At 68.9% G+C, this 21,775-nt stretch carries 15 protein-coding genes; 12 read left to right on the top strand and 3 right to left on the bottom strand.

The window, feature by feature from the left end:
* The first annotated feature begins 193 nt into the window (after positions 1-193).
* The 5 genes from NJ1_RS30660 (at position 194) to NJ1_RS38465 (ending at position 9,276) form a co-directional block, all read left to right on the top strand.
* Positions 194-3,295, top strand: a complete 3,102-nt coding sequence (locus NJ1_RS30660) for a circularly permuted type 2 ATP-grasp protein (protein ID WP_169813225.1) — start codon at positions 194-196, stop codon at positions 3,293-3,295.
* A 4-nt stretch (positions 3,296-3,299) separates the two neighbouring features.
* The gene (locus tag NJ1_RS30655; protein ID WP_067701179.1) at positions 3,300-4,202 is read left to right on the top strand and encodes a transglutaminase family protein; all 903 of its coding nucleotides are present in this window, start codon (positions 3,300-3,302) and stop codon (positions 4,200-4,202) included.
* Positions 4,195-5,193, top strand: coding sequence for a zinc-binding metallopeptidase family protein (locus NJ1_RS30650; protein WP_067701176.1), 999 nt, complete (start codon positions 4,195-4,197; stop codon positions 5,191-5,193). Before NJ1_RS30655 ends, NJ1_RS30650 begins: the two co-directional genes overlap by 8 nt.
* A gap of 198 nt (positions 5,194-5,391) precedes the next feature.
* Positions 5,392-7,194: a 2-isopropylmalate synthase gene (gene leuA, locus NJ1_RS30645; protein ID WP_067701174.1), complete on the top strand. Its 1,803-nt coding sequence runs from the start codon at positions 5,392-5,394 to the stop codon at positions 7,192-7,194.
* 225 nt (positions 7,195-7,419) lie between these two features.
* Positions 7,420-9,276 (top strand): nucleotide-binding protein, encoded by a 1,857-nt coding sequence (locus NJ1_RS38465; protein ID WP_084479027.1) that lies wholly within the window; start codon positions 7,420-7,422, stop codon positions 9,274-9,276.
* Between the two features lie 99 nt (positions 9,277-9,375).
* Here the strand turns inward: NJ1_RS38465 and NJ1_RS30635 are convergent, their stop codons facing one another.
* Together NJ1_RS30635 and NJ1_RS30630 are read right to left on the bottom strand one after the other, a co-directional pair.
* The gene (locus NJ1_RS30635; RefSeq protein WP_067701171.1) at positions 9,376-10,365 is read right to left on the bottom strand and encodes an LLM class F420-dependent oxidoreductase; all 990 of its coding nucleotides are present in this window, start codon (positions 10,363-10,365) and stop codon (positions 9,376-9,378) included.
* A 201-nt stretch (positions 10,366-10,566) separates the two neighbouring features.
* A complete protein-coding gene (locus NJ1_RS30630) occupies positions 10,567-11,481 on the bottom strand; it encodes a LysR family transcriptional regulator (RefSeq protein ID WP_067701260.1) in 915 nt (304 codons plus the stop codon).
* A gap of 1,029 nt (positions 11,482-12,510) precedes the next feature.
* Between NJ1_RS30630 and NJ1_RS30625 the strand changes: the two genes are divergently transcribed.
* From NJ1_RS30625 to NJ1_RS30600, 7 genes are all read left to right on the top strand, one after another.
* On the top strand, positions 12,511-13,482 hold the full coding sequence (locus NJ1_RS30625) for an EamA family transporter (RefSeq protein ID WP_067701167.1): 972 nt from the start codon (positions 12,511-12,513) through the stop codon (positions 13,480-13,482).
* A 156-nt stretch (positions 13,483-13,638) separates the two neighbouring features.
* Positions 13,639-15,399 carry a hydroxysqualene dehydroxylase gene (locus NJ1_RS30620; RefSeq protein ID WP_422615798.1) on the top strand — a complete coding sequence of 587 codons (1,761 nt, stop codon included), beginning with the start codon at positions 13,639-13,641 and terminating at the stop codon, positions 15,397-15,399.
* Positions 15,400-15,452: 53 nt separating this feature from the next.
* Positions 15,453-16,745 (top strand): Mur ligase family protein, encoded by a 1,293-nt coding sequence (locus tag NJ1_RS30615; protein ID WP_067701160.1) that lies wholly within the window; start codon positions 15,453-15,455, stop codon positions 16,743-16,745.
* Entirely contained in the window at positions 16,742-17,452 is a 711-nt protein-coding gene (locus NJ1_RS30610; protein ID WP_067701158.1) for a type 1 glutamine amidotransferase, read from the top strand. The genes NJ1_RS30615 and NJ1_RS30610 overlap by 4 nt, the downstream gene beginning before the upstream one ends.
* Before the next feature lie 280 nt (positions 17,453-17,732).
* Positions 17,733-19,379 carry a GMC oxidoreductase gene (locus NJ1_RS30605; RefSeq protein WP_174557140.1) on the top strand — a complete coding sequence of 549 codons (1,647 nt, stop codon included), beginning with the start codon at positions 17,733-17,735 and terminating at the stop codon, positions 19,377-19,379.
* Between the two features lie 106 nt (positions 19,380-19,485).
* Positions 19,486-19,620, top strand: coding sequence for a hypothetical protein (locus NJ1_RS40895; protein WP_281202182.1), 135 nt, complete (start codon positions 19,486-19,488; stop codon positions 19,618-19,620).
* A gap of 10 nt (positions 19,621-19,630) precedes the next feature.
* A complete protein-coding gene (locus NJ1_RS30600) occupies positions 19,631-20,443 on the top strand; it encodes an ion transporter (RefSeq protein ID WP_339381176.1) in 813 nt (270 codons plus the stop codon).
* Between the two features lie 62 nt (positions 20,444-20,505).
* On the opposite strand, the gene NJ1_RS30595 is transcribed toward NJ1_RS30600, so the two are convergent.
* Positions 20,506-21,717 (bottom strand): low temperature requirement protein A, encoded by a 1,212-nt coding sequence (locus NJ1_RS30595; RefSeq protein ID WP_067701155.1) that lies wholly within the window; start codon positions 21,715-21,717, stop codon positions 20,506-20,508.
* Positions 21,718-21,775: the final 58 nt, after the last annotated feature.

The raw sequence follows: 21,775 nt of genomic DNA, 5'->3' as shown, positions 1-21,775 counted from the left end.
CGCCTTCGACACGACGCCACCCGAGGACATCGGCCCTGCTCGCTGGGCCACGCTCGCCGCCCGGCGCGAGGTGATCGCGGAATTCGCGAAATACCGTGCCGCGGCGGCTGATACGGGAGCGATCGACGCGTGCGGCCTGCCCACCGGTGGCTTCTACGACGAACTCGTGGACGGGCGCGGGCGGCTCCGCGGCATGTGGGCGGATCTGTCCGCGGACTTCCTGGACCAGGGACGGGACGGTCTGCGCCGGATCGACGAACGGGTGCGGCGGCTCATCGAGGACGACGCCATCACCTACACCGAGCTGACCACCGGCGAGGAACCCGCCAGCGCGGCTCCGTGGCGGCTCGATCCGATTCCGCTGCTCGTCTCCGACGCGGACTGGTCCGCTCTCGAAGCCGGGGTGGTGCAGCGATCCCGGCTGCTGGACGCCGTCCTCGCCGATGTGTACGGGGAGCGTCGCACCCTCACCTCGGGGGTGCTCCCGCCGCAGGTGGTCTTCGCGCACAGTGGGTATGTGCGTGCGGCGCACGGGATCTCGCTGCCGGGAAAGCATCAGCTGTTCCTGCACGCCTGCGATATCAGCCGGTGGAGCGACGGGGAGTTCCGGGTGCTCGCGGATTGGGCGCAGGCCCCGTCCGGGGCCGGCTACGCGCTGGCGGATCGGCGGGTGGTGTCCGCGGCGATCCCGGAGCTGTTCGAACTGGCCAGCCCGATGCCGTTGACGCCGTTCGTGCGCGCCATGCGGCTGATGCTGATCGAGGCCGCGCCGCGCGCCGCCGACGAGGAACCCGTGGTGGTGGTGCTGAGCCCGGGCGTGCATTCCGAAACCGCTTTCGATCAGGCATATCTCGCATCGGTGCTGGGCTTCCCGCTGGTGGAGAGCGCCGATCTGGTGGTGCGCGACGGGCGACTGTGGATGCGCTCGCTCGGCACGCTGAAACCGGTGGACGTGGTGTTGCGCCGCGTCGACGCCGAATTCTCCGATCCGCTGGATCTGCGGCCGGATTCCCGCCTGGGCGTGGTCGGCCTGGTGGAGGTGCTGCGGCGTGGGGCGGTCACCGTGGTGAATACGCTCGGCAGCGGGTTGCTGGAGAGCCCCGCGCTGGACGCCTTCCTGCCGCGCCTGTCCCGGCTGCTGCTCGATGAGGACCTGAAACTGCCCGGAGTCCAGTCCTATTGGGGCGGTGACGATTCCGAGCGGACTTATCTGTGCGCCAATCTGCACCGGCTGATCCTGCGCTCCGCGGTGGACGATACGACCGTCTTCGGCCCGGTGCTCTCACCGGCGCAGCGGGCCGAATGGCGCGCGCGGATCGAGGCCGAGGGCTGGAAATGGGTGGGCCGCGAACCCGACCGGTTCTCCGTCGCGCCCGCCGTCGCGGGCTCGGGCGGGCTGGCCGCCGCGCCGGTCGCCTTCCGGCTGTTCTCCCTGGCCGGGCGCGTCGGATATCGCGTGATGGCAGGCGGTCTCGGGCAACTGCACCAGCGCACCGGTCCCGACGGGATGGTCGGCGAGGCCGCCGCCAAGGACGTCTGGGTGCGCGCCGCTCCCGCCACCGTGCCCGCCGTGGATGTGCAGGAGGAGCGCGAACGCCCGGCTCCCGCACTGGCCACGCTCGAGGTCGTCAGTTCGCCCCGCGTCCTGAACGACCTGTTCTGGATGGGCCGCTACGTCGAGCGCGCCGAGAACACCGTGCGCCTGCTCGACGCCATCCACGACCGCCACCAGGATTACCGCTACCGCCCCTGGATGGAAGGCGCGGACGCCATGCCCATCCTGATGGCCACCCTCGGCACCATGACCGGCACCGTCCCGCCGGTCGCCAAACACGCTGCCACCCAACCTGATACGGCAGGTACCGGGAGCGCAGTTCACGACCCCGATCGCGGGACCGGCGAGCCGTCGGCACGTGATCAGGCGCGAGCGAGCGCACCGCCCTCGCCGAGTGACGCCGATTCACCCCCGGACGGCACCGACCGGCACCGAAGCGGTGCACCCCGATCACCGGACGCGGGCTCTGAATTCCCTGAGGCGCCAGGGCACCAGCCCGGGCCGGGAGCGTCATCGGCGGGCGGCTCGACCCGAAGCGGCGGGAGCGTATACCCGGGAACGATGTCGCAGAGCGGGGGCTCGCAGTCGCAGTGGCAGGACGGACAGTCGCAGGGGCAGGGCGGGCAGTCCCAGTCGCAAGGTCAGGGCGGGCAGTCCCAGTCGCAAGGGCAGGGTGGACAGTCGCAGTCGCAGGGACAGGGTGGGCAGGCTCGGTCGCAGGGGCAGAGCGGTCAGTCCCAGTCTCACGGGCGCAGCGGGCAATCGCAGTCGCAGTCGCAGAGCGGACAGTCCCAGTCGCAGGGACGAAGCGGGCAATCGCAGTCTCGCGGGACGGGGGGACAGTTCCACACCACCGGTGGGGCAACGCAATCGCAGGGCTCGGGGCGACGGCGGGAGTTCTCGGACGAGCCGACGGTGCCCATTGCGCTTCCCGGGGCTTCGCGGCGGGACCACGACTATCTCGTCACGCTGACCGTGAATCGGGAGGTGCTTGGGTCGCTGGCGTACGCGGTGGAGCGGTACGGGGAGGCGGCGCGGGCGGTGCGCGATCAGTTGTCGCCCGATACCTGGATGGTGCTCGGGTCGATCGACCGGGCGCTGTCGGAATATCTCGGGGCGCGCGGGGACCGGGTCGCGGCGCTGTCCGCGGTCCATTCGCGGACGCTGGCGGCGCTGCTGTCGCTGACCGGGATCGACTCGGAATCGACTGTGCGCGACACCGGTTGGCGGGTGATGGACATCGGCCGGCGGATCGAGCGCGGGCTGGCGCTGACCTCGCTGCTGCGAGCCGCACTCACCGACAGCTACCCGCCGCAGATCGGCCGGGTGGTGACGGACGCCGTGTTGCAGGCCACCGTCTCGGCGGTGAGTTACCGTCGCCGCCATCGGGATTCGGTGCGGATCGCCGCCGTCGCGGGTCTGCTGCTGTTCGACGCGAGTAACCCGCGTTCGCTGATCTATCAGCTGGAACGGTTGCAGGACAGCTTCCAGGCACTGCCCGCGGCGTCGGGATCCTCACGCCCGCAACGCCTGCTGGCCGACACCCAGCGCATGCTGCGCCGCCTGGACCCGGCCGACCTGGAGGCCGTTGACGCCGAAAGGCGCCGAACGGACCTGGCGGAACTGCTCGACGGAGTGCACCTGCGGCTGCGCAAGATCGCCGAATCCTTCGAGGCCACCCGGCTTTCGGTGCCGCGCGAGACGCAACCGCTGTGGGGCTCCACCCGGGTGGTGGGGTAATCGCATGGGAGCGTGCAGGTATCGGGTGCTGCACAGCACCCTCTACGTCTATTCCGACACGGTGTCCAGCTCGTACGGCCGCGCCTACCTGACGCCCCGGGAATTCCCCGGTCAGCGGCTGCTCGACCACGAGGTGCACATCGATCCGGTGCCGTCGGACCGCTCGGTGGGCATGGACGTGTACGGAAACACCACCCTGTATTTCCACGTCACGGCCGAACACCTGCGGCTCGAGGTGACCGGCGAGTCCGTGGTCGAGGTGGAGCCGGCGCCCCTGCCGGACACCTCACCCCCGTGGGAGAAGGCAAGACCCGCAATGGCTTTCGATAAGAACGGCCCGCTCGCGGTGGAGTTCGCCCTGGACCTGAACCCACCCGAGATCATCCCGGAGGTCGCCGCCTATGCCGCCGAATCCTTCCCGCCGGGTCGCCCGGTGCTCGAGGCGGTGGCCGAATTGACCACGCGCATCTACACCGACTTCACCTACAAATCCGGTTCCACCACCGTCAGCACCCGGGTGGCCGACGTGTTCAAGGCCCGCACCGGCGTCTGTCAGGATTTCGCCCGGCTCGGCCTGGCCTGCCTGCGCTCGCAGGGCTTGGCGGCCCGCTACGTCTCCGGCTATCTCGCGACCACCCCGCCCCCGGGGAAGAAACGGCTGGTCGGTGCGGATGCCACCCATGCCTGGGCCGCCGTGTGGCTGCCCGGCGGATCCGGCGGCGATCGCTGGATCGACTTCGACCCCACCAACAACAAGTTCGCCGACGAGCGGTACGTCACCCTGGCGTGGGGCCGGGATTACGCCGACGTGCCGCCGCTGCGCGGAATCATCTACACCGACGCGAAAAAGAGCACCATCACGGTGTCCGTCGATGTCGCACCCCTCGAGGATGATCCGAATGCGTGATTTCACCTGTTCCGAATGCGGCCAGCGACTGGTCTTCGAGAACACGCTGTGCCTGAGTTGTGGCAGCTCACTGGGATTCAGCCTCAGTGACCGCAACCTGCTGGTACTGCCCAAGGATCCCGAATCCGGGCAGCGCCTGCGCAAATGCGCCAACCAGTTCGTGGCGCAATGCAACTGGATGATTCCGGAGGACGGCCCCGCCCTGTGCGAATCCTGTCGCCTGACCCGCACCCGCCCGGCCGACAACGACGACAAGTGGCTCGCCGCGTTCGGTGAGGCGGAGTCCGCCAAGCGCCGCCTCATCCTCGAGCTCACCGAACTCGGCCTGCCGCTGGTCGGCCGGGACGCGGATCCCGAGTTCGGCCTCGCGTTCGACCTGCTCTCCAGTGCCGCGGAACACGTCGTCACCGGGCACGAGAACGGCGTCATCACCCTCGACCTCGCCGAGGGTGACGTGGTGCACCGCGAACAGGTCCGCGTCGAACTCGACGAGGCGTATCGCACCCTGCTCGGCCACTTCCGGCACGAGATCGGGCACTACTACTTCCCGGTCCTGGTCACCGCCGAGGACGACCTGGCCCGCTTCCGCGACCTCTTCGGCGATCCCTACGAGGACTATCAGGAGGCCTTGAACCGGCACTATTCCGAGGGCAAGCCGCCGGGCTGGGAATCGGCGCACGTCTCGGCCTACGCCACCATGCACCCGGCCGAGGACTGGGCCGAGACCTTCGCGCACTATCTGCACATTCGCGACACCCTCGACACCGCCGCGGCTTTCGGATTCGCCCCGGCCGGGGCCACGCTGGACCGCCCGCAACCGGGCAACGCGGGTTTCGACCGCATCATCGAACTGTGGCTGCCACTGGCCTGGGCGCTCAATATGATGAACCGCTCGATGGGTCATCGGGAGCTCTACCCCTTCGTCCTGGCCGACCGGGTGCTCGAGAAGATGCGGTTCATTCACGAGTTGTGCGCGACAGCGCAGGGGTGAGTGTGCGGCGGTGAGATCGCCTCCCCGGCTTCCAGTGAGCTATCGCGGGCCTGTAAACTCGTGATCATCATGCAGCGGGAACTACTTCTCCTCGGCCGCCGCGACGGGTTCTGATACGGACCGGCTCCCGTCGCGGGTGTTCGTCGTGCCGGTCTACCCCACCACTGGGATCCAGTCACACTCTCGGAGATAATCGCCATGTCACCTGCTGATGCGTTCGTATCCGGCTCGCGCACCATCACCGTGCCGTCCAAACCCGCTCCGGCCGACCAGCCCGCCTGGAATACGCAGAAGAACTCCTCGATGCCGACCTTCCGGTATCGCCCGTTCGCCGAGGAGGTCGAGGCCGTCGAGCTGCCCGACCGCACCTGGCCGGGAAAGACCATCGACCGCGCGCCCGGCTGGTGCGCCGTGGATCTGCGCGACGGCAATCAGGCCCTCATCGATCCGATGAGCCCGGCCCGCAAGCGCCGCATGTTCGATCTGCTGGTTCGGATGGGCTACAAGGAGATCGAGGTCGGCTTCCCGTCCGCCTCGCAGACCGACTTCGACTTCGTCCGAGAGATCATCGAGGACAACGCGATTCCGGACGGGGTCACCATTCAGGTGCTGACCCAGGCCCGCGCGGAACTGATCGAGCGCACCTTCGAGGCGTGCAACGGCGCCTCGAACGTGATCGTGCACTTCTACAACTCGACCTCGATCCTGCAGCGCCGCGTGGTTTTCCGCGCCGATCGCGACGCCGTCAAGAAGATCGCCACCGACGCCGCGTCGCTGTGCCTGGAGATCGAGAAGAAGTACCCGGACACCGCGTGGCGCTACGAGTACAGCCCGGAGTCCTACACCGGCACCGAACTGGGCTACGCCAAGGAGGTGTGCGACGCGGTCTCGGAGATCATCGCGCCCACCCCCGAGAAGCCGCTGATCATCAACCTGCCGGCGACCGTCGAGATGGCGACCCCGAACGTCTACGCCGACTCGATCGAGTGGATGAGCCGCAATCTGGCTCGCCGCGAGTCCATCGTGCTGTCGCTGCACCCGCACAACGACCGCGGCACCGCCGTGGCCGCCGCCGAGCTGGGCTACCTGGCCGGTGCGGATCGCATCGAGGGCTGCCTGTTCGGCAATGGTGAGCGCACCGGCAACGTCTGCCTGGTCACGCTGGGGATGAACATGTTCTCCCGCGGCGTGGATCCGCAGATCGACTTCTCCAATATCGACGAGATCCGCCGCACGGTCGAATACTGCAACCAGCTGCCCGTCGCCGAGCGGCACCCGTACGGCGGCGATCTGGTCTACACCGCGTTCTCCGGTTCGCATCAGGACGCCATCAACAAGGGCCTGGACGCGATGAAGTCCGCCGCCGACGCCGCGGGCGCGGATGTCGACGACATCACCTGGGAGGTCCCGTACCTGCCCATCGACCCGAAGGATGTCGGCCGCACCTACGAGGCCGTGATCCGGGTGAACTCGCAGTCCGGCAAGGGCGGCGTGGCCTACATCATGAAGACCGACCACGGGCTGGTGCTGCCGCGCCGCCTGCAGATCGAGTTCTCGCAGGCCATCCAGAAGATCACCGACGGTGAGGGCGGCGAGGTGAGCCCCAAGGTGATGTGGGACGTCTTCGCCGAGGAGTACCTGAACCCGATCCTGCCGCTGGAGCGCATCCGCCAGAAGGTCTCCGCCTCGGAGATCGACGGCGGCGTTGACCACATCGAAGCCGTCGTGAAGGTGGACGGTGTCGAACAGGAGATCTCGGGCGAGGGCAACGGCCCGCTCGCGGCCTTCGTGGACGCGCTGTCCACCATCGGCTACGAGGTGCGCATCCTGGACTACAGCGAGCACGCCATGTCCGCCGGTGACGACGCACAGGCCGCCTCCTATGTCGAGGTGGCCGTGGGCGACAAGGTGACCTGGGGCGTCGGCATCGCGACCTCCATCACCACCGCCTCGCTGCGCGCCGTGGTGTCGGCCGTCAACCGCGCGGCACGGAACAGCTGAGAAATCGTTTGCCGGTGAGCCCGCTTCCACTACCCGGAGCGGGCTCGCGGGCTTTCACGAGCAGGCGACCCGAAAGGGTTGGGCGCGATGAACTCTCGATTGCGGCCGGGTTGCCAGGGGGTACGAAGCGCCACCGGACCCGGGTGAGCGCGGTTCAGTAATGCTAGCGTTGGAGCGCATTAGCGCCGAGCTCTCTGTTCGAGCTGTCGAGCAGATGGGGGACACGTGACCACGAAAGATCAGAATTCGACTTCGCAGCCCGCCACGGGCGAGCAGGGAGACGCCGACGACGCCGCGCAGGCGAAACGGGTCTCCGAGGCGGCCGACCGGGCCGCGGCTCCGGAGGATCTCGCCGAGGTCGATGACGCTGCCGCAGACGCCGAGGAGCAGCCTGCCGGGTTCTTCCCGCCGGTGCCGGATTCGATCGAGCAGACCGTGTTCGCGCCGGATGGCACGCCGTTCGGCGCCGGTCCCGGCCCGCACGGCGCCGGTCCGGGGCAACCCGACGGCCTTCCGCCTGCCGGCCCGTTCGGTGGTCCGGGCGGTGAGGCTCCGTTCGCGGCCGGTCCCTACGGTGCGCCCGACGGGCAGCACCCTTTCGCTCCCGGGCAGGGTGGACAGCCCAATCCCTTTGCGCCGCAGGGCCCGAACGGTCCCGGTCCATACGGGGGCGGTACGCCGTATCCCGGTGGTCCGTTCCAGAACGGTCCGCAATCGAACTTCCCGCCGTCCGGCGGTTACCCCATGCCCGATGCCGGGCAGTTCGCGCCGCCGCCGAATCCCGGTGCGCCGGGCGGTTTTCCGCCCGCTCAGTACGGTGAGGTGCGCGAGGAGACGCCGTACGGCGAGATCCGGCAGGAGATCGGCAGCGACGGCATGGTCCGCCGCGTGTTCTCCGACCAGCCCGGTCAGGGTGAGCATCCGGAGCAGGGTGGTCCGCAGGGGCAGTTCGGCGGGCCTCCCGGGCAGTTCGCTCCGGCCGGGGATCAGCCGGGCGCGCCCATCTACAGCTGGTCGCCGCCGCCCGTGCAACAGCAGCCGATGCAGCAGCCCGGCTACCAGCAGGGCTGGAACGGTCAACCGCAGCAGGGCTTTCCGCAGCAGGGCTATCAGCAGCAGCCGATGCCGCAGCCGGGACATTCGGTCAACGATCTGAACCTGCTCAAGCGGGCCCGCCGTGCGCCGCGCGGCGGGTGGCGGCGCACCGTGCACAAGGCGTCCGGCGGCATGATCAACCCGGGTGAGTCGCCCGCGGACATCGTGTACGGCCAGCTGGTCGACCGGGTGAACCAGCCGGTGCGCGGCGACTACCGGATCGCGATCCTGTCGCTCAAGGGCGGCGTCGGAAAGACCACCACCACAGTGGGTCTCGGCTCCACCTTCGCCTCCCAGCGCGGTGACCGCGTCATCGCCATCGATGCCAATCCCGACCTCGGCACGCTCGCGCACCGGGTGCCCCGGCAGACTCGCTCCACGGTGCGAAACCTGCTCGAGGATCAGCACATCTCCCGGTACTCCGACGTGCGAGCACACACTTCGCAGGCTCCCAGTCGTCTGGAAGTGCTTGCGAGCGAACAGGATCCGGCGGTATCGGAGGCCTTCAGCGAGGCCGACTACCGCAAGGCGATCGGCATCCTGCAGCAGTTCTACAACATCATCCTGACCGACTGCGGTACCGGTCTGATGCACTCGGCCATGGCCGGCGTCCTGGATATGGCCAGCTCCCTGGTGCTGGTCACCTCCCCGGCGATCGACGGCGCGCGCAGCGCCTCGGCCACCCTGGACTGGCTCGACCACCACGGCTATCACAAGCTGGTGGAGCGGACCGTGGTGGTGGTCAACGCCTCTCGCAAGGGTTCCTCCACGGTGGACCTGGATCAGTTGCGCAAACTGTTCCTGGACCGCACGCGTGCCGTGCAGGTCGTACCCTTCGACGACCACCTCGCCGAGGGCGCGGAGATCGACCTCGAACTGGTCGGCAAACCCACCCGCCGCGCCCTGCTCGAATTGGCGGCCATGGTCGCCGACGACTTCGGTTACCACGCCGCCCAGCAGGGCATGCACCCGCAACAGGGTCGCTAGAACTGTTCGAACACCAAGCCCCGCAGCACCTGTGCTGCGGGGCTTGGTGTGTGTCGAGCATGGTCGCCGTTCGCCCGATGGTGGGCAGAGCGGGGTGTGTCAGGTGTGGACCAGCGGGGCGAGGGCGCGACCCGCGAGTTCGACCTGGCCGGGCTCGTGGCCGTTGGTGACCAGGTTGACGATGAGGCCGTCGATGCCGTGGTCCAGGACGCGGGCCTGGAGCTGTTCGGCGACCTCGTCGGGGGTGCCGACGAACTGGCGGTCGGCCGGGGTCTGGGCGAGTTCCGCGGGGGAGAGGGCCGACGGGTCGTCGATTCCCATGCCGCGCAACATGTCCGCCTGCACCTTGCGGGCATGATCGCCGTCCTCGTCGACGATGACGAAGGCCAGGAAACTGGTTTCCAGGCTCGTGCGGTCGCGTCCGGCCTCGTCCAGGCGGGCGTGCAGGGCATCGAGCTTGCGCGGGAGCTCCGAGGCATTGCAGATGATGTTCAGGTGGTCGGCGAAGCGGGCCGCCAGCGCGAAGGTCTTCTTCTCTCCGCCGCCGCCGAGCATGATCGGCAGGTCGTCGCGCACGCGCGGCTCGTTCATGGCGTCCTGCGTGCGGTACCACTTGCCGTCGAAGGTGGAGTGTGCGCCGCGCAGCATCGGCGTGATGATCTCCAGCGCTTCCTCGAGCCGTTCGAAACGTTCGGTGAAGGTGCCGAATTCGAAGCCGTACGCCTGGTGCTCGAGTTCGAACCAGCCCGCGCCGATGCCGAGCACGGCGCGCCCGCTGCTCACCACGTCCAGGGTGGTGACCGTCTTCGCGGTCAGCGCCGGATTGCGGTAGGTATTGCCGGTCACCAAGGCGGACAACTGGATTCGCTCGGTGACGGCCGCCAGCCCGGACAGCGTGCTGTAGGCCTCCAGCATCGGCTCGCTCGGCGCGCCCAGCAGCGGCAACTGATAGAAGTGATCCATGACGAACGCGGCGTCGAACCCCGCCGCCTCCGCTTCACGCGCCTGCGCGGCGACCGCCGCGAACAGATCCTTCGGCGCAACCCCGTAGCTGAAGTTCGGCATCTGGTACCCGAGACGAATGCTCATGCCGCAACGCTAAGACTTGGAGCGCACTCCAAGTCAAGGTCCCCGAAGGATCGCCGGTCGCGCTGGCGGTTCGCGCGGCGGCGAGACGCCCGCCGGCGCGGAACCCGGCGGAGCCGCTCGCGCGAACCCGCCGGGCGCCGCGGCTGTGCGCGCCGACCGTGCGGACGCGTCGGCCGATCGGGATCCGGCCCGGCGGGCGCGCTACTTCTCCTGCGGGGCAGGAGGATTGGTGCTCAGACGGGCAGCGGCCTGGAAGGCCGCGAGCACCGCCGCCACGGCCGGTCGCTTCTCCGCGTGCGGGCGGGTGGCCAGGTCGTAGAGGCGGGCGGCGCGGACTCCGGCGAGGCGGAGCATGACCAGGTCGGGGTGGCGCACGGCGTAGCGGGGCATCAGCGCGATGCCGTAGCCGGAGGCGACCAGGGCCTCGATGACGGTGAAATCGTTGAGCCGCTGCGCGATCCGGGGTTGCACGCCGGTGACGGTGGCGATCGAGCGCAGCACGTCGTCGACGGGGAAGCCGCCGCGCACGCTGAGCCAGGTCTCGTCGGTCAGTTCGGCGGGCACCACCGCGCCGTGCCGGGCCAGCCGGTGCCCGGGACCGACCACCACGTCGATGGGTTCGCGCATGAGCACTCGCGAGGACACCCGGGCACCGCTCATCGCCGACCCGCGCTCGTCTCGATGCGTCAGCACCACGTCGTAGTCGGCAAGCAGTCGCGGCACCTCGATCGGCGGCACGTCCTCATCGCGCGCCACCATGTCCACTCCGCTGTCCTTCAGCGTCGAAAGCACATGCGGCAGCAGCAATGCCGCTCCGGACGGAAACAGCGCCACTCGCACCTGCCCGCGTGGCGACCCCCGGTACGAGGCCATCTCGTGCACGGCCCGGTCCATCGCCGCCAGCACCTCGTCGGCCCGCACCACCAGCGCCCGCCCCGCGTCGGTCAATCGCACCCGCCGCCCGTCGGGCTCGAGCAGCGCCACCCCGGCCTCCCTGGCCAGCACCTTCAACTGCTGCGACACCGCCGACGGCGTCATCGACAATGCCTCCGCCACGGCCGCGACCGTTCCCCGATCGGCCAACTCCCGCAACACCCGCAACCGGTCGATCGACATCACCGGCCCGGTTGCCCGTGCGGCACCGGTGGGTTCCGCGTCGCTCCCGGGAACACGAACTCCGCCTGGAGGATTCGCATCGCGATCGCCCGTGGCGTCGTGCCCGCTCGCGCCGCCGGGCGGCACCATTCCCGTGTCGTCCCGGCGTGGGCCGTCGACGTCCTGGCCGCGACCGTGCGTGCGGTTCAACCCGATGTTCGTCATCGGCTGGACGCGGCGTGGTCCCGGCGACCGGGCCGGATCGGCCGAATGCGTCTCCGCTGTCGCGTCATCGGCGCCCGGGTGCGCAGACCGGGTGCCGAAATCGCCTGCGGTGGGAGTCATGGTGCCCCGCAGTGGTTTCGGAGTGTCGTGCCTCGTCGGTCCGGTGCCGGTGCCGGTTCCGGTAGGAGCGGGATTCGGGCCCGAGGCCGGTGACTTCACGCGGCGGGGCTGAGGTGCCCGGGGGCCGATGGGGAGTTCGGCGGTGTGCCGGGCGTGCTCGAACGGGAGGGTTCCGGGTGGTGTAGCCGAGGTGTCCGGACGGGGAACCGCTGTCGCACGGGGAGCGGGATCACGGTCGCCGGGCGAGACTGATTCCCGATCGGAGTGAGCGGTGCGAGCCTCGTCGGTGGGTTCGGGGTGATCGGCTGCGGAACTGCCGCCGGGCGCGCCGATGCGCCGGTCCGGTCGGGAAGCTCCGGCGAGGGGCTCACGCCCGGCATGGCTGACTCCGGTGGCATCGGCCGCACTGCCCCCGGAGTGGGTCGCGCCGCCTCCTGCAGCGGCCGCTCCGCCCCCGGCGTCGCTGGGCGGAGTGCCGCCGCGCGCTCCCGACGGGGGCAGCGATCCGGTGGGATCCACGGCCGCGCTCGCACGGGTGGCGGTGCCGGGGATGCGCCGCGGTGGGCGGGCGGTGCGGGGTGGGACCGGGTGGTCGTCCGCGGCGGGGGTGGGGTCTGGCGGCTGCGGCATAGGTAAGTTGTACTACATCGTCCGTGCAGAATTATTCGATTGTTCTTACCTATCGGTGAACGCAAGATTTCTGGCATGACGAATCGGGATCGGGCGCTCGGGCTCACGGTGGTGGTGCTGTGGGGGCTGAACTTTCTGGCCATCCGGGTCGGGCTCGACCACTTCCCGCCGTTCTTCTTCGCGGCCCTGCGGTTCGCGGTGATCGCGGTGCCGGTGCTGATCTTCGTGCCGCGCCCCCGGGTGCCGTGGCGGTGGCTGCTGCTCTACGGGGTGGGATTCGGGATCCTGCAGTTCGCGTTCCTGTTCACCGCGATGCGCACGGGTATGCCGACCGGGCTGTCCTCGCTGGTGCTGCAGTCCTCCGCGCCGTTCACGGTGCTGCTGGGCGCGGTGCTGCTGCGCGAGAGACTGCGGGCTGTGCAGCTGGGCGGGATCGCGATCGCCATGGCCGGCATGGCGGTGATCGGCTGGGATCGGATGCAGCACGCCGCGCTGCTCCCGGTGCTGCTCACCCTGGCGGGCGGGCTGGGCTGGGCGTTCGGCAATATCGGATCCCGCATGGCCGCAGCCGAATCCGGCGCCGAGAAGATCAACCCGCTGCACCTGACCCTGTGGATGACGGTCATCCCGCCGCTGCCGCTCTTCGCGCTCTCAGCGCTCACCGAGGGCCCGGGGGCCGGCTGGCACGATCTGACCGCGTCCTTCACCGCCGACGGATGGCCCGCGTTCGTGGCTCTGGCCTACATCGTCCTGCTCGGCACCATCGCGGGCTCGGGTCTGTGGACCTACCTGATGAGCCGCTACCCGGCCGGCACGGTCGCCCCGCTGTCCCTGCTGGTTCCCGTGGTCGGCATCGCCGCCTCCTGGGCGTTCCTGAGCGAGCGGCCCTCGGGCATCTCGCTGCTGGGAGCGGTCATCGTCATCGCGGGCGCGTTCACGGCCACGTCGGCGGGCCGCAAGTCTCCCGCGATCGCGGAGACCGCCGTCCTCGCCGAGACCGTCCCACCCGCGGAGACCATCCCCGCTCCCCGGCTCGTCGGAGCGTGATGCTCCGGATCATGCGCGACTCGGGGCCGGCATTCGGCGAACCTGTCCGATTCCTGGTCCTCGGTTCTGGCAAATGCACCCCAACCGACCACGCGGTTGCGAGAGATCCCTAGGATTCCTCTCAGGCGTGGGAGGTTGGGAATGTCGGGACAGCGTGTGTCCGTCACGAGACGGACGGTGCTGCGCGGTGCGGTCGCCGCAGGGGCGTTGACATCGGGCGCGCTGGCGTCCGGAACCATTCGGGCAACTCCCGCGCACGCGGAGCCCGGTCGGCGGGTGGCGGTGCTCGGTGGCGGGCCGGCGGGTCTGACCGCCGCGCACGAACTGGCCGAGCGCGGTTTCGACGTCACCGTGTACGAGCGGCGGGCCCTGGGCGGCAAGGCCCGCAGCATCCCGGTGCCGGGCAGCGGGCGGGACGGCCGCCCGGAACTACCCGGGGAGCACGGCTTTCGCTTCTTCCCGGGCTTCTACCGCCACATTCCCGACACCATGCGCCGAATTCCGTTCGCGGGCAACAGCAATGGCGTGTGGGACAACCTGGTCGCCGCTCCCGAGGCGCGCTTCTCCCGCCGTGACGCCGACGACACCCTCATTCCGATGGGCAAGGCGGGCGGGATCTGGGCCACCCCCGACGACTTCCGGGAAACCGTCGGCTCGGCCATCGCGACCACCACCAAGATGCCGCAGAACGACGCCCTGTTCTTCGCCAATCGCCTGCTGGTCTTCAATTCCAGCTGCGATGCCCGCCGCTACGGTCAGTGGGACAAGATCTCCTGGAAGGAATACGTGGGTGCGGGCCGCCGCTCCAACGAGTTCCGCATGCTGCTCTCGCGCACGCTGACCACCCTGCTGGTCGCGGCGAAGGACGATCTGGCCAGCACCCGCACCATCGGCAATATGGGTGAGCAGTTCCTCGGCAATCCCCTCGAGGTCGGCAACGACGGTGCGCTGGATCGGCTGCTGAACGGCTCCACCAACGAGGCGTGGATCACCCCGTGGACCGATCGGCTGCGCGAGCTCGGCGTCAAGTTCGTCAGCGCGGAGGTGCGCGGCCTCGAACTGTCCGATCGGCGCATCTCCGGGGCTCGCATCGTCGAGGCGTCCGGCGCGGCGCGGACCGTCGAGGCCGACTACTTCGTGTCCGCGGTGCCGGTGGAGGTCGCGCGCACCCTGTGGACGCCCGAAATCCTCGGTCTGCGACCGGAATTGGCGGGCATGAACCAGTTGCACGTGGACTGGATGAGCGGCATCCAGTTCTATCTGCGGAGCCCGTCCGCCATCGCGCGCGGTCACGCCGCCTATGTGGATTCCCCGTGGTCGCTGACCTCCATCTCGCAGAACCAGTTCTGGAATCGCACCCCGCTGTCCGGCTTCGGCGACGGCACCGTGCAGGACTGCCTCTCGGTGGACATCTCCGATTGGCACACCCCCGGAATCCTCTACGGCAAACCGGCCGTCGAATGCACCCACGACGAGATCGCCCGTGAGGTGTGGGCGCAGCTCAAGGCGCACCTCAACGACAAGCACGATCTGCTCGAGGATCAGGATCTGCACTCCTGGTTCCTGGACACCGGTATCGCCTGGGACGCGGCGACCAAGCGCAACACCAATGCCGATCCGCTGCTGATCAATACTGCGGGCTCCTGGGCCTTGCGCCCGGACTCGCACAGCGCCGAGCTGGAAAACCTTTTCCTGGCAGGCGATTACGTGCGCACCGGCGTGGACCTCGCGACCATGGAGGGCGCGTCCGAGGCCGCGCGGACCGCGGTCAACAAGATTCTCGATGTATCGGGTTCGACCGCGCCGCACTGCAAGGTGTATCCGCTCTATCGCGCCGTGGAGCTGGAACCGTTCCGGCAGATGGACATCGCGCGGTACGCGGCCGGTCAGCCGAATCTGTTCGACGCTCCGCTGTAGTCGGTGCGCGTCGACGGGGATGAGTGCGGCGCAACTCACCTCGCGGCTCCCCGATGCCGCCTGCGCGCCGCACGCGTCATCCCCATAAGCTTCGTGGCGTGGCAGACATCTCGATTCGAGGACAGCTGGCGCTGCGGGCGGCAAGGGCCGCGTCCTGGGCCTCCCAGAAGGCCGGGCGTGGCAAGGGATCGATGATCGGCGGTCTGATCGCGCTCAAGATCGATCCGACGCTGATGACCCAGCTGGGCCGTGGCCGGCGCACGGTGCTGGTGACCGGCACCAACGGCAAGTCCACCACCACGCGCATGACCACCGCCGCACTACAGACCCTCGGTGAGGTCGCCACCCAGGCCGACGGCGCGAACATGGACGCCGGCATCGTGGCCGCGCTGGCCGCCGATCGCACCGCGACGCTGGCCGCCATCGAGGTCGACGAGCTGCACCTGCCGCACGTGGCCGACGCGCTGAATCCGGCCGCGGTGGTGCTGCTCAACCTGTCCCGGGACCAGCTGGACCGGGTCGGTGAGATCAATATGATCGAGCGCCGCCTGCGCGCCGGAATGGCCCGGCACCCCGACGCCGTGCTGATCGCCAATTGCGACGACGTGCTGGTGACCTCCATCGCGTACGACCACCCGAACGTGGTGTGGGTCTCGGCCGGCAGCGGCTGGTCGGCGGACGCCACCAGTTGCCCGCGCAGCGGCGAGCCGATCCTGTGGGAGGGCGAGCACTGGTACAGCACCGGTGCGGACTTCAAGCGCCCCGAGCCGCAGTGGCGGGTCGACGAGCACAACGTGTACGGCCCCGACGGCCTGGAAATTCCGCTGGCCCTTGCGCTTCCGGGTCGCGCCAACCGCGGCAACGCGGCACAGGCGGTGGCCGCGGCCGTTGCCATGGGCGCGGACGCCCTCGACGCCGCGGCCGCGGCCGCGACCGTGAACGAGATCGCGGGCCGCTACCGCACCGTCGAGGTCGGCGATCACAGCGCCCGGCTGCTGCTGGCCAAGAATCCGGCCGGCTGGCAGGAGGCGCTGTCCATGATCGACCCGGAGGCAACGGGTCTGGTGATCGCGGTCAACGGCCAGGTGCCCGACGGCGAGGATCTGTCCTGGCTGTGGGACGTGCGCTTCGAGCACTTCGAGGGCACCCAGGTGGTGGCCGCCGGTGAGCGCGCCACCGACCTCGCCGTGCGCCTCACCTACGCGGGGGTCGAGCACATCACTGTCGCGGATCCCTTGCACGCCATCGCATCGTGCCCGCCCGGCCGGGTAGAGGTGCTCGCCAACTACACCGCGTTCCGCGACCTGAATCGCGATCTGGAGCACAAGCAAGGGGTGCGAGCATGAGCGACTCGACAGTGCGCATCGGCCTGGTGCTGCCCGACGTCATGGGCACCTACGGCGACGGCGGCAACGCGCTGGTGCTGCGCCAGCGCCTGCGCATGCGCGGCCACGACGCCGAGATCGTCAATATCTCACTGGCGGAACCGGTTCCGAACTCGCTGGACCTGTACACGCTGGGCGGCGCGGAGGACTCCGCGCAGCGACTGGCCACTCGTCATCTGCAGCGGTACCCGGGGCTGCAGGAGGCCGCCGAGCGCGGCGCTCCCGTTCTGGCCATCTGCGCCGCCATCCAGGTGCTCGGCCACTGGTACGAGACCTCCTCGGGGGAGCGGGTGGACGGCGTCGGGCTCTTCGACGTGACCACTTCGCCGCAGGACAAGCGCGCCATCGGCGAGGTCTCCACCATTCCGCTGATCCCGGGCCTGTCCCAGCCGCTCACCGGTTTCGAGAATCACCGCGGCGGAACGAAACTCGGCGGCGACGCCACCGCCCTGGCCCGGGTCACCCGCGGTGTGGGCAACGGTGTGGGTGATCAGCTCGAGGGCGTGGTGCAGGGGTCGGTGTTCGGCACCTATATGCACGGCCCCGCCCTGGCCCGCAATCCCGAGTTCGCCGACTACCTGCTCGCGCGTGCGCTCGGCGTGGATTCCCTTCCGCCACTGGATCTTCCGGAGGTCACCCAGCTGCGCCGTGAGCGCCTTCGCGCCTGAGCGGCGCGGTAGGAGCCTTCCCGAGACCCCCTGATGCCTTGCGGCTCAGGGGGTTTCGTGCGTCCGCCTCACTTTCGCGATATCGCCGGAATGCCGGAGGACGGTCTCCCGGTGTCGAATCGTCGGTTCGCACGGACTGCTCCCGTCGGCGATTCCACCCGGAATTCCCCCGCGTGACCGGGTGATCCATAGCCGACACGCATGGATGTAAGGGATGCCTCACCGAAGGTGTTGAGGGCTCGGCGAGGTACCGGTACTCTCGCGCGCGGCCATACGTGTGATGAGTGGAGGTGGCCGGTTGCGCAGGCGTGCCGTATTGAAGGCTGCCGTTTCGGCGGCCCTGCTGGCGGGCATGGGCTCGGGGGCGGCCGTGCGCGGGTCCGGGACGGCCTCGGCCAATCCGCTGTGGAACGCGATATTCGAGAAGTGGGTGCCGGAGATCTTCGCACCGCTTCCGGACCCGCCGGAGCACACCGAGGCGATCGTCATCGGATCCGGTTTCGGCGCGGCGGTCACCGCCCTGCGCCTGGCCCAGGCGGGCGTGCGCAATACGGTGCTCGAGCGCGGTTCGCGCTGGCCCAACGATCCCTGGCGGGAGATCTTCACCGGCGACGACCTGCCCGACGGCCGTGGGTTCTGGCATCGGACCAGCTTCACCGGCGTCACCAAGGTGCCCATGCCGTTCGCGGATTTCGGCGGCGTCCTGGACGTCACCGAGTACTCCGGTATCGACGTGTGGCGGGCCGCGGCAGTCGGCGGCGGCTCGATCGTCTTCTCCGGCGCCATGGTCGCGCCGCCCCGGCACCTGTTCGACGCGCTGTACGGCGGGATCGCCGACTTCGACGAGCTCGATCGGGTCTACTACCCCCGCGTGCGGGACATGCTGCGACTGAGCACGATGCCGCCGGACGTGTACGCCTCGCAGCCGTTCGCGCACTCGCGGATGTGGGATCAGCAGGTCCGGGCCGCGGGATACACGCCGCTGCCCAATGATTCGATCTTCAACTGGGACGTCGTTCGCGCCGAACTGGCCGGCAACTCCCGCCCGTCGGCGACCGCGTCGCGCAGCAATCTCGGCAATTCCAACGGGGCCAAGTTCGATCTGAACCAGAACTACCTGCGCTACGCCGAGGACACCGGCCGCACCGGCATCTACCCCGGGCATCGGGTCGACACCATCGGCCAGGACGGCAGCGGTAGGTACGTCGTCACGGTGACCAAGCTCAGCCCGGCCGGTCAGGTGCTCTCGACCCGCACCCTGACCTGCGATCGACTGTTCCTCGGCGCGGGCTCGATCGGCACCTCGGAGCTGCTGGTGCGCGCCCAGGCCACCGGCACCCTGCCCCGGCTGAACGAGCACATCGGCGACGGCTTCGGCACCAATGGTGATGTGGTGCTTGCGCGTTCGGTCAGCGAGCTGGCCGGCACCGGCGGCGGCGTGCCGAGCGCCAGCCGGATCTTCGACGACACCGGTCTGCCGCTGACTCTCGAAAACTGGTATGTCCCAGGCATTCCCGTGGAGACCGGGGCGATCGCCTCGCTCGGCATGGTGATGGATCCGACCCGCGCCCGGTTCGGCTTCGACCGCGCCGGGAATTCGGTCGGCCTGTCCTGGCCGAAGTCGGCGCAGGACCGGGTGCTGGCGGCGTGCAAGGCGGTCGACAGCCGGATCGCATCCAAAGGTGGTTCCAGCGTGGACTATTCGCCGATCGGCTACGACGCGAACGCGGTCTTCACCGCGCATCCGCTCGGCGGTGCGGTGCTCGGCCGGGCCGCGGATGCCAACGGGCGGGTGCACGGGCATCCCGGCCTGTACGTCATGGACGGCGCGGGACTGCCCGGCAGCACGGCGACGGTGAACCCGTCGCTCACCATCACCGCGCTGGCCGAACGCAATATCGAGGCGATCCTGCGCGCGGGTAGTTAGGCACGCCGGATAGGTTTCGGCGGCCTCGGGATGCCGGAGGATCGTTCATCCACAGGGTTGTCCACTCTCCACAGTTGTCGACACGACTGTGGACAACCTCGCCGACATGACTGTGGAGAAATTCTCCGACACGGCTGTGGACAACTCCACGGTGTACAACTTCGCGGCGGATTTCGCGTACGACTCGGCAAGTCCGACTCGGCTCGGCAAGTCCAACTACTCTGGCGGGACCGTTCGATGAGGAAGGGGATGTGGTGAACCAGGCCGGAGCATCGGAGGCATACCGAGCGGTCGAGAGCGCCGAGGATCCGGAGTTTCCGCGCAAGCCACCCGCCCTGTGGACGGATTTCCTCATGCTCGGGCTGGCCGTCGTCTCGGTGGTCCTGGTCGCGTGGGTGAGTTTCTTCTCGGTCTCGGACGGCACGTATCGGGCGATCCGCTACGCGGACTACGCGATCTGCGCGGTGTTCGCGGCCGAGTTCCTGTGGCGCTGGCGGCGCGAGGGCTGGAGCTGGACCTTCCCGTTCATCTATTGGTACGAGGTGCTGGGCATGATCCCGGTGACCAGTCCCTTCTTCCGCGGTTTCCGGCTGCTGCGGATCGTGGTGATCGTGGTCCGGCTGGGCCGGGTGGCGGACCGCGCGTTCGGCGACCGCGTCACCGCGGCGATCGTGAACCGGGCGGTCGGCACCATCGTGGACGCGGTCAAGCGTCCGGTAACCATGGCGGTGCTGGACGAGGTCGCCGACGTGCTGCGGACGGGCCACTTCACACAGAACATCGCGGCGGCACTGCGGGAGAACCAGGGTGAGATGGATCAGATGATTCTCGAACTCATCCGCGAGGATCCCCAGTTGGGTCGGGTGCGCTATCTTCCGTTCCACGAGGACATCATTCGCGGTATCGCGGATGCCAGCTTTCGGATCGTATTCCAGGTGCTGGCCGATCCGCGCACCGACGAGCTGGTAGCCGATGTGTTGCGAGAGAACGTGAATCAGATGCGGGACGCGGTTCGAGAGGGCGTGCGCGTACCCGAATCCGTGAACCACACCCTCCTGGAGTGAGTGCTTGTGCCGCGCGCGGTGATCGGCGCGGAGATCGGCCGGGTCCGATCAGCCCGGCTCGGTCACGCGGACTGCCCGTGCCGGATCTCGTCGCGTGGCTGCGCGTGCATGAGGGTCTCCCAGGCGATGAGCACCGCGCACACCGCGCACACCAGGCCGAGCGCGGCCAGCGCGGGCAGGTTGGTGGCGAGCGGGATGAGCGCGACCAGCACCACCGCGGCGGCCACCCGCTGAGTACTGACGGTTCGGGTCGCGTAGTGCTTGAAGCCGACGAGGGCGATCAGGTAGATGGCCACGCCACCCATCAGCGCGAAGAGGGGAATCCCGTGCAGTTCGTCGCGCAGTGAATGACCGTCGGCCCCGCCGACATAGTTGAGCACCTTCTTCATGCCCAGCGACACCCCGATGATGCCGACGATCATCGGGAAGTGCCAGTAGGTGTAGCAGTTGCGCGCGATCTGAATGCGCCGCTCGCCCTTGGCATGTGCCATTTCGTGTTCCACCACGATGGCGGCGATGTCGAAGTACGCCCACCACAGCAGGCCCGAGATCGCCAGTCCGAGCATCGATCCCACCGCGATCGGCCAGGAGATCGGCAGTCCGGCCACGCCGACGCCGATCGAGACGATGGATTCGCCCAGCGCGATGATGATGATCAGCCCGTACCGCTCGGCGAAGTGCTTGGCGGAGTTGAGCCGCCAGTCGTTGCCGGAGAAGAACGTCCAGCCCATATCCCAGACCAGCGCCGCGAACCACAGGGCGATCTGCCAGTTGGAATCGGTGACCGCGCCGGCCAGCAGCAGTACGCCGCCGACGGTGAGCGATCCGGCCGCCCACCGCACCACCTGTCCGCGCAGTTGCGGATCCTGGGCGCTGGCGAGCCAGAACATGCTCAGATGCAGGAGTCGTGCGGTGAGATAGGCGATCACGAAGACCAGGGGGCCGTACCAGCCGCCGGGAAGATCGTGGAAGGCCTCGGGAATGGTGAGGGCGATCATGAACGCCGCGCCCATGGCCACGAACATGACCACCCGGGTGATGCCCTCGTCGGCCTTGACCACATTGGCCAGCCAGGAGTAGCCGATCCACATCCACCACAGCATGGCGATGATGACGACCGCGCGCAGCAGCCCGATCGCGGTGGGATCGTGGGCCGCGAAGTCGGTGACCATCGTGAAGGCGAAGACGATCACGAGATCGAAGAACAGTTCCAGCTGGGTGACGGAGGAGCTCTCGTCGACCGTCATGACGCGTTTGCGTTGCGCACCGGGCATAGAGGACATCTTGCAGGGCGCGGAGCGTAAAGGCAGTGTAAAAAGCGCGGGTTTCGCC

The organism is Nocardia jejuensis NBRC 103114 (assembly GCF_001613145.1).
Lineage (GTDB): Bacteria > Actinomycetota > Actinomycetes > Mycobacteriales > Mycobacteriaceae > Nocardia > Nocardia jejuensis.
Note: the sequence above shows the minus strand (reverse complement) of the source record. Positions and strands in the feature narration are given on the sequence as shown.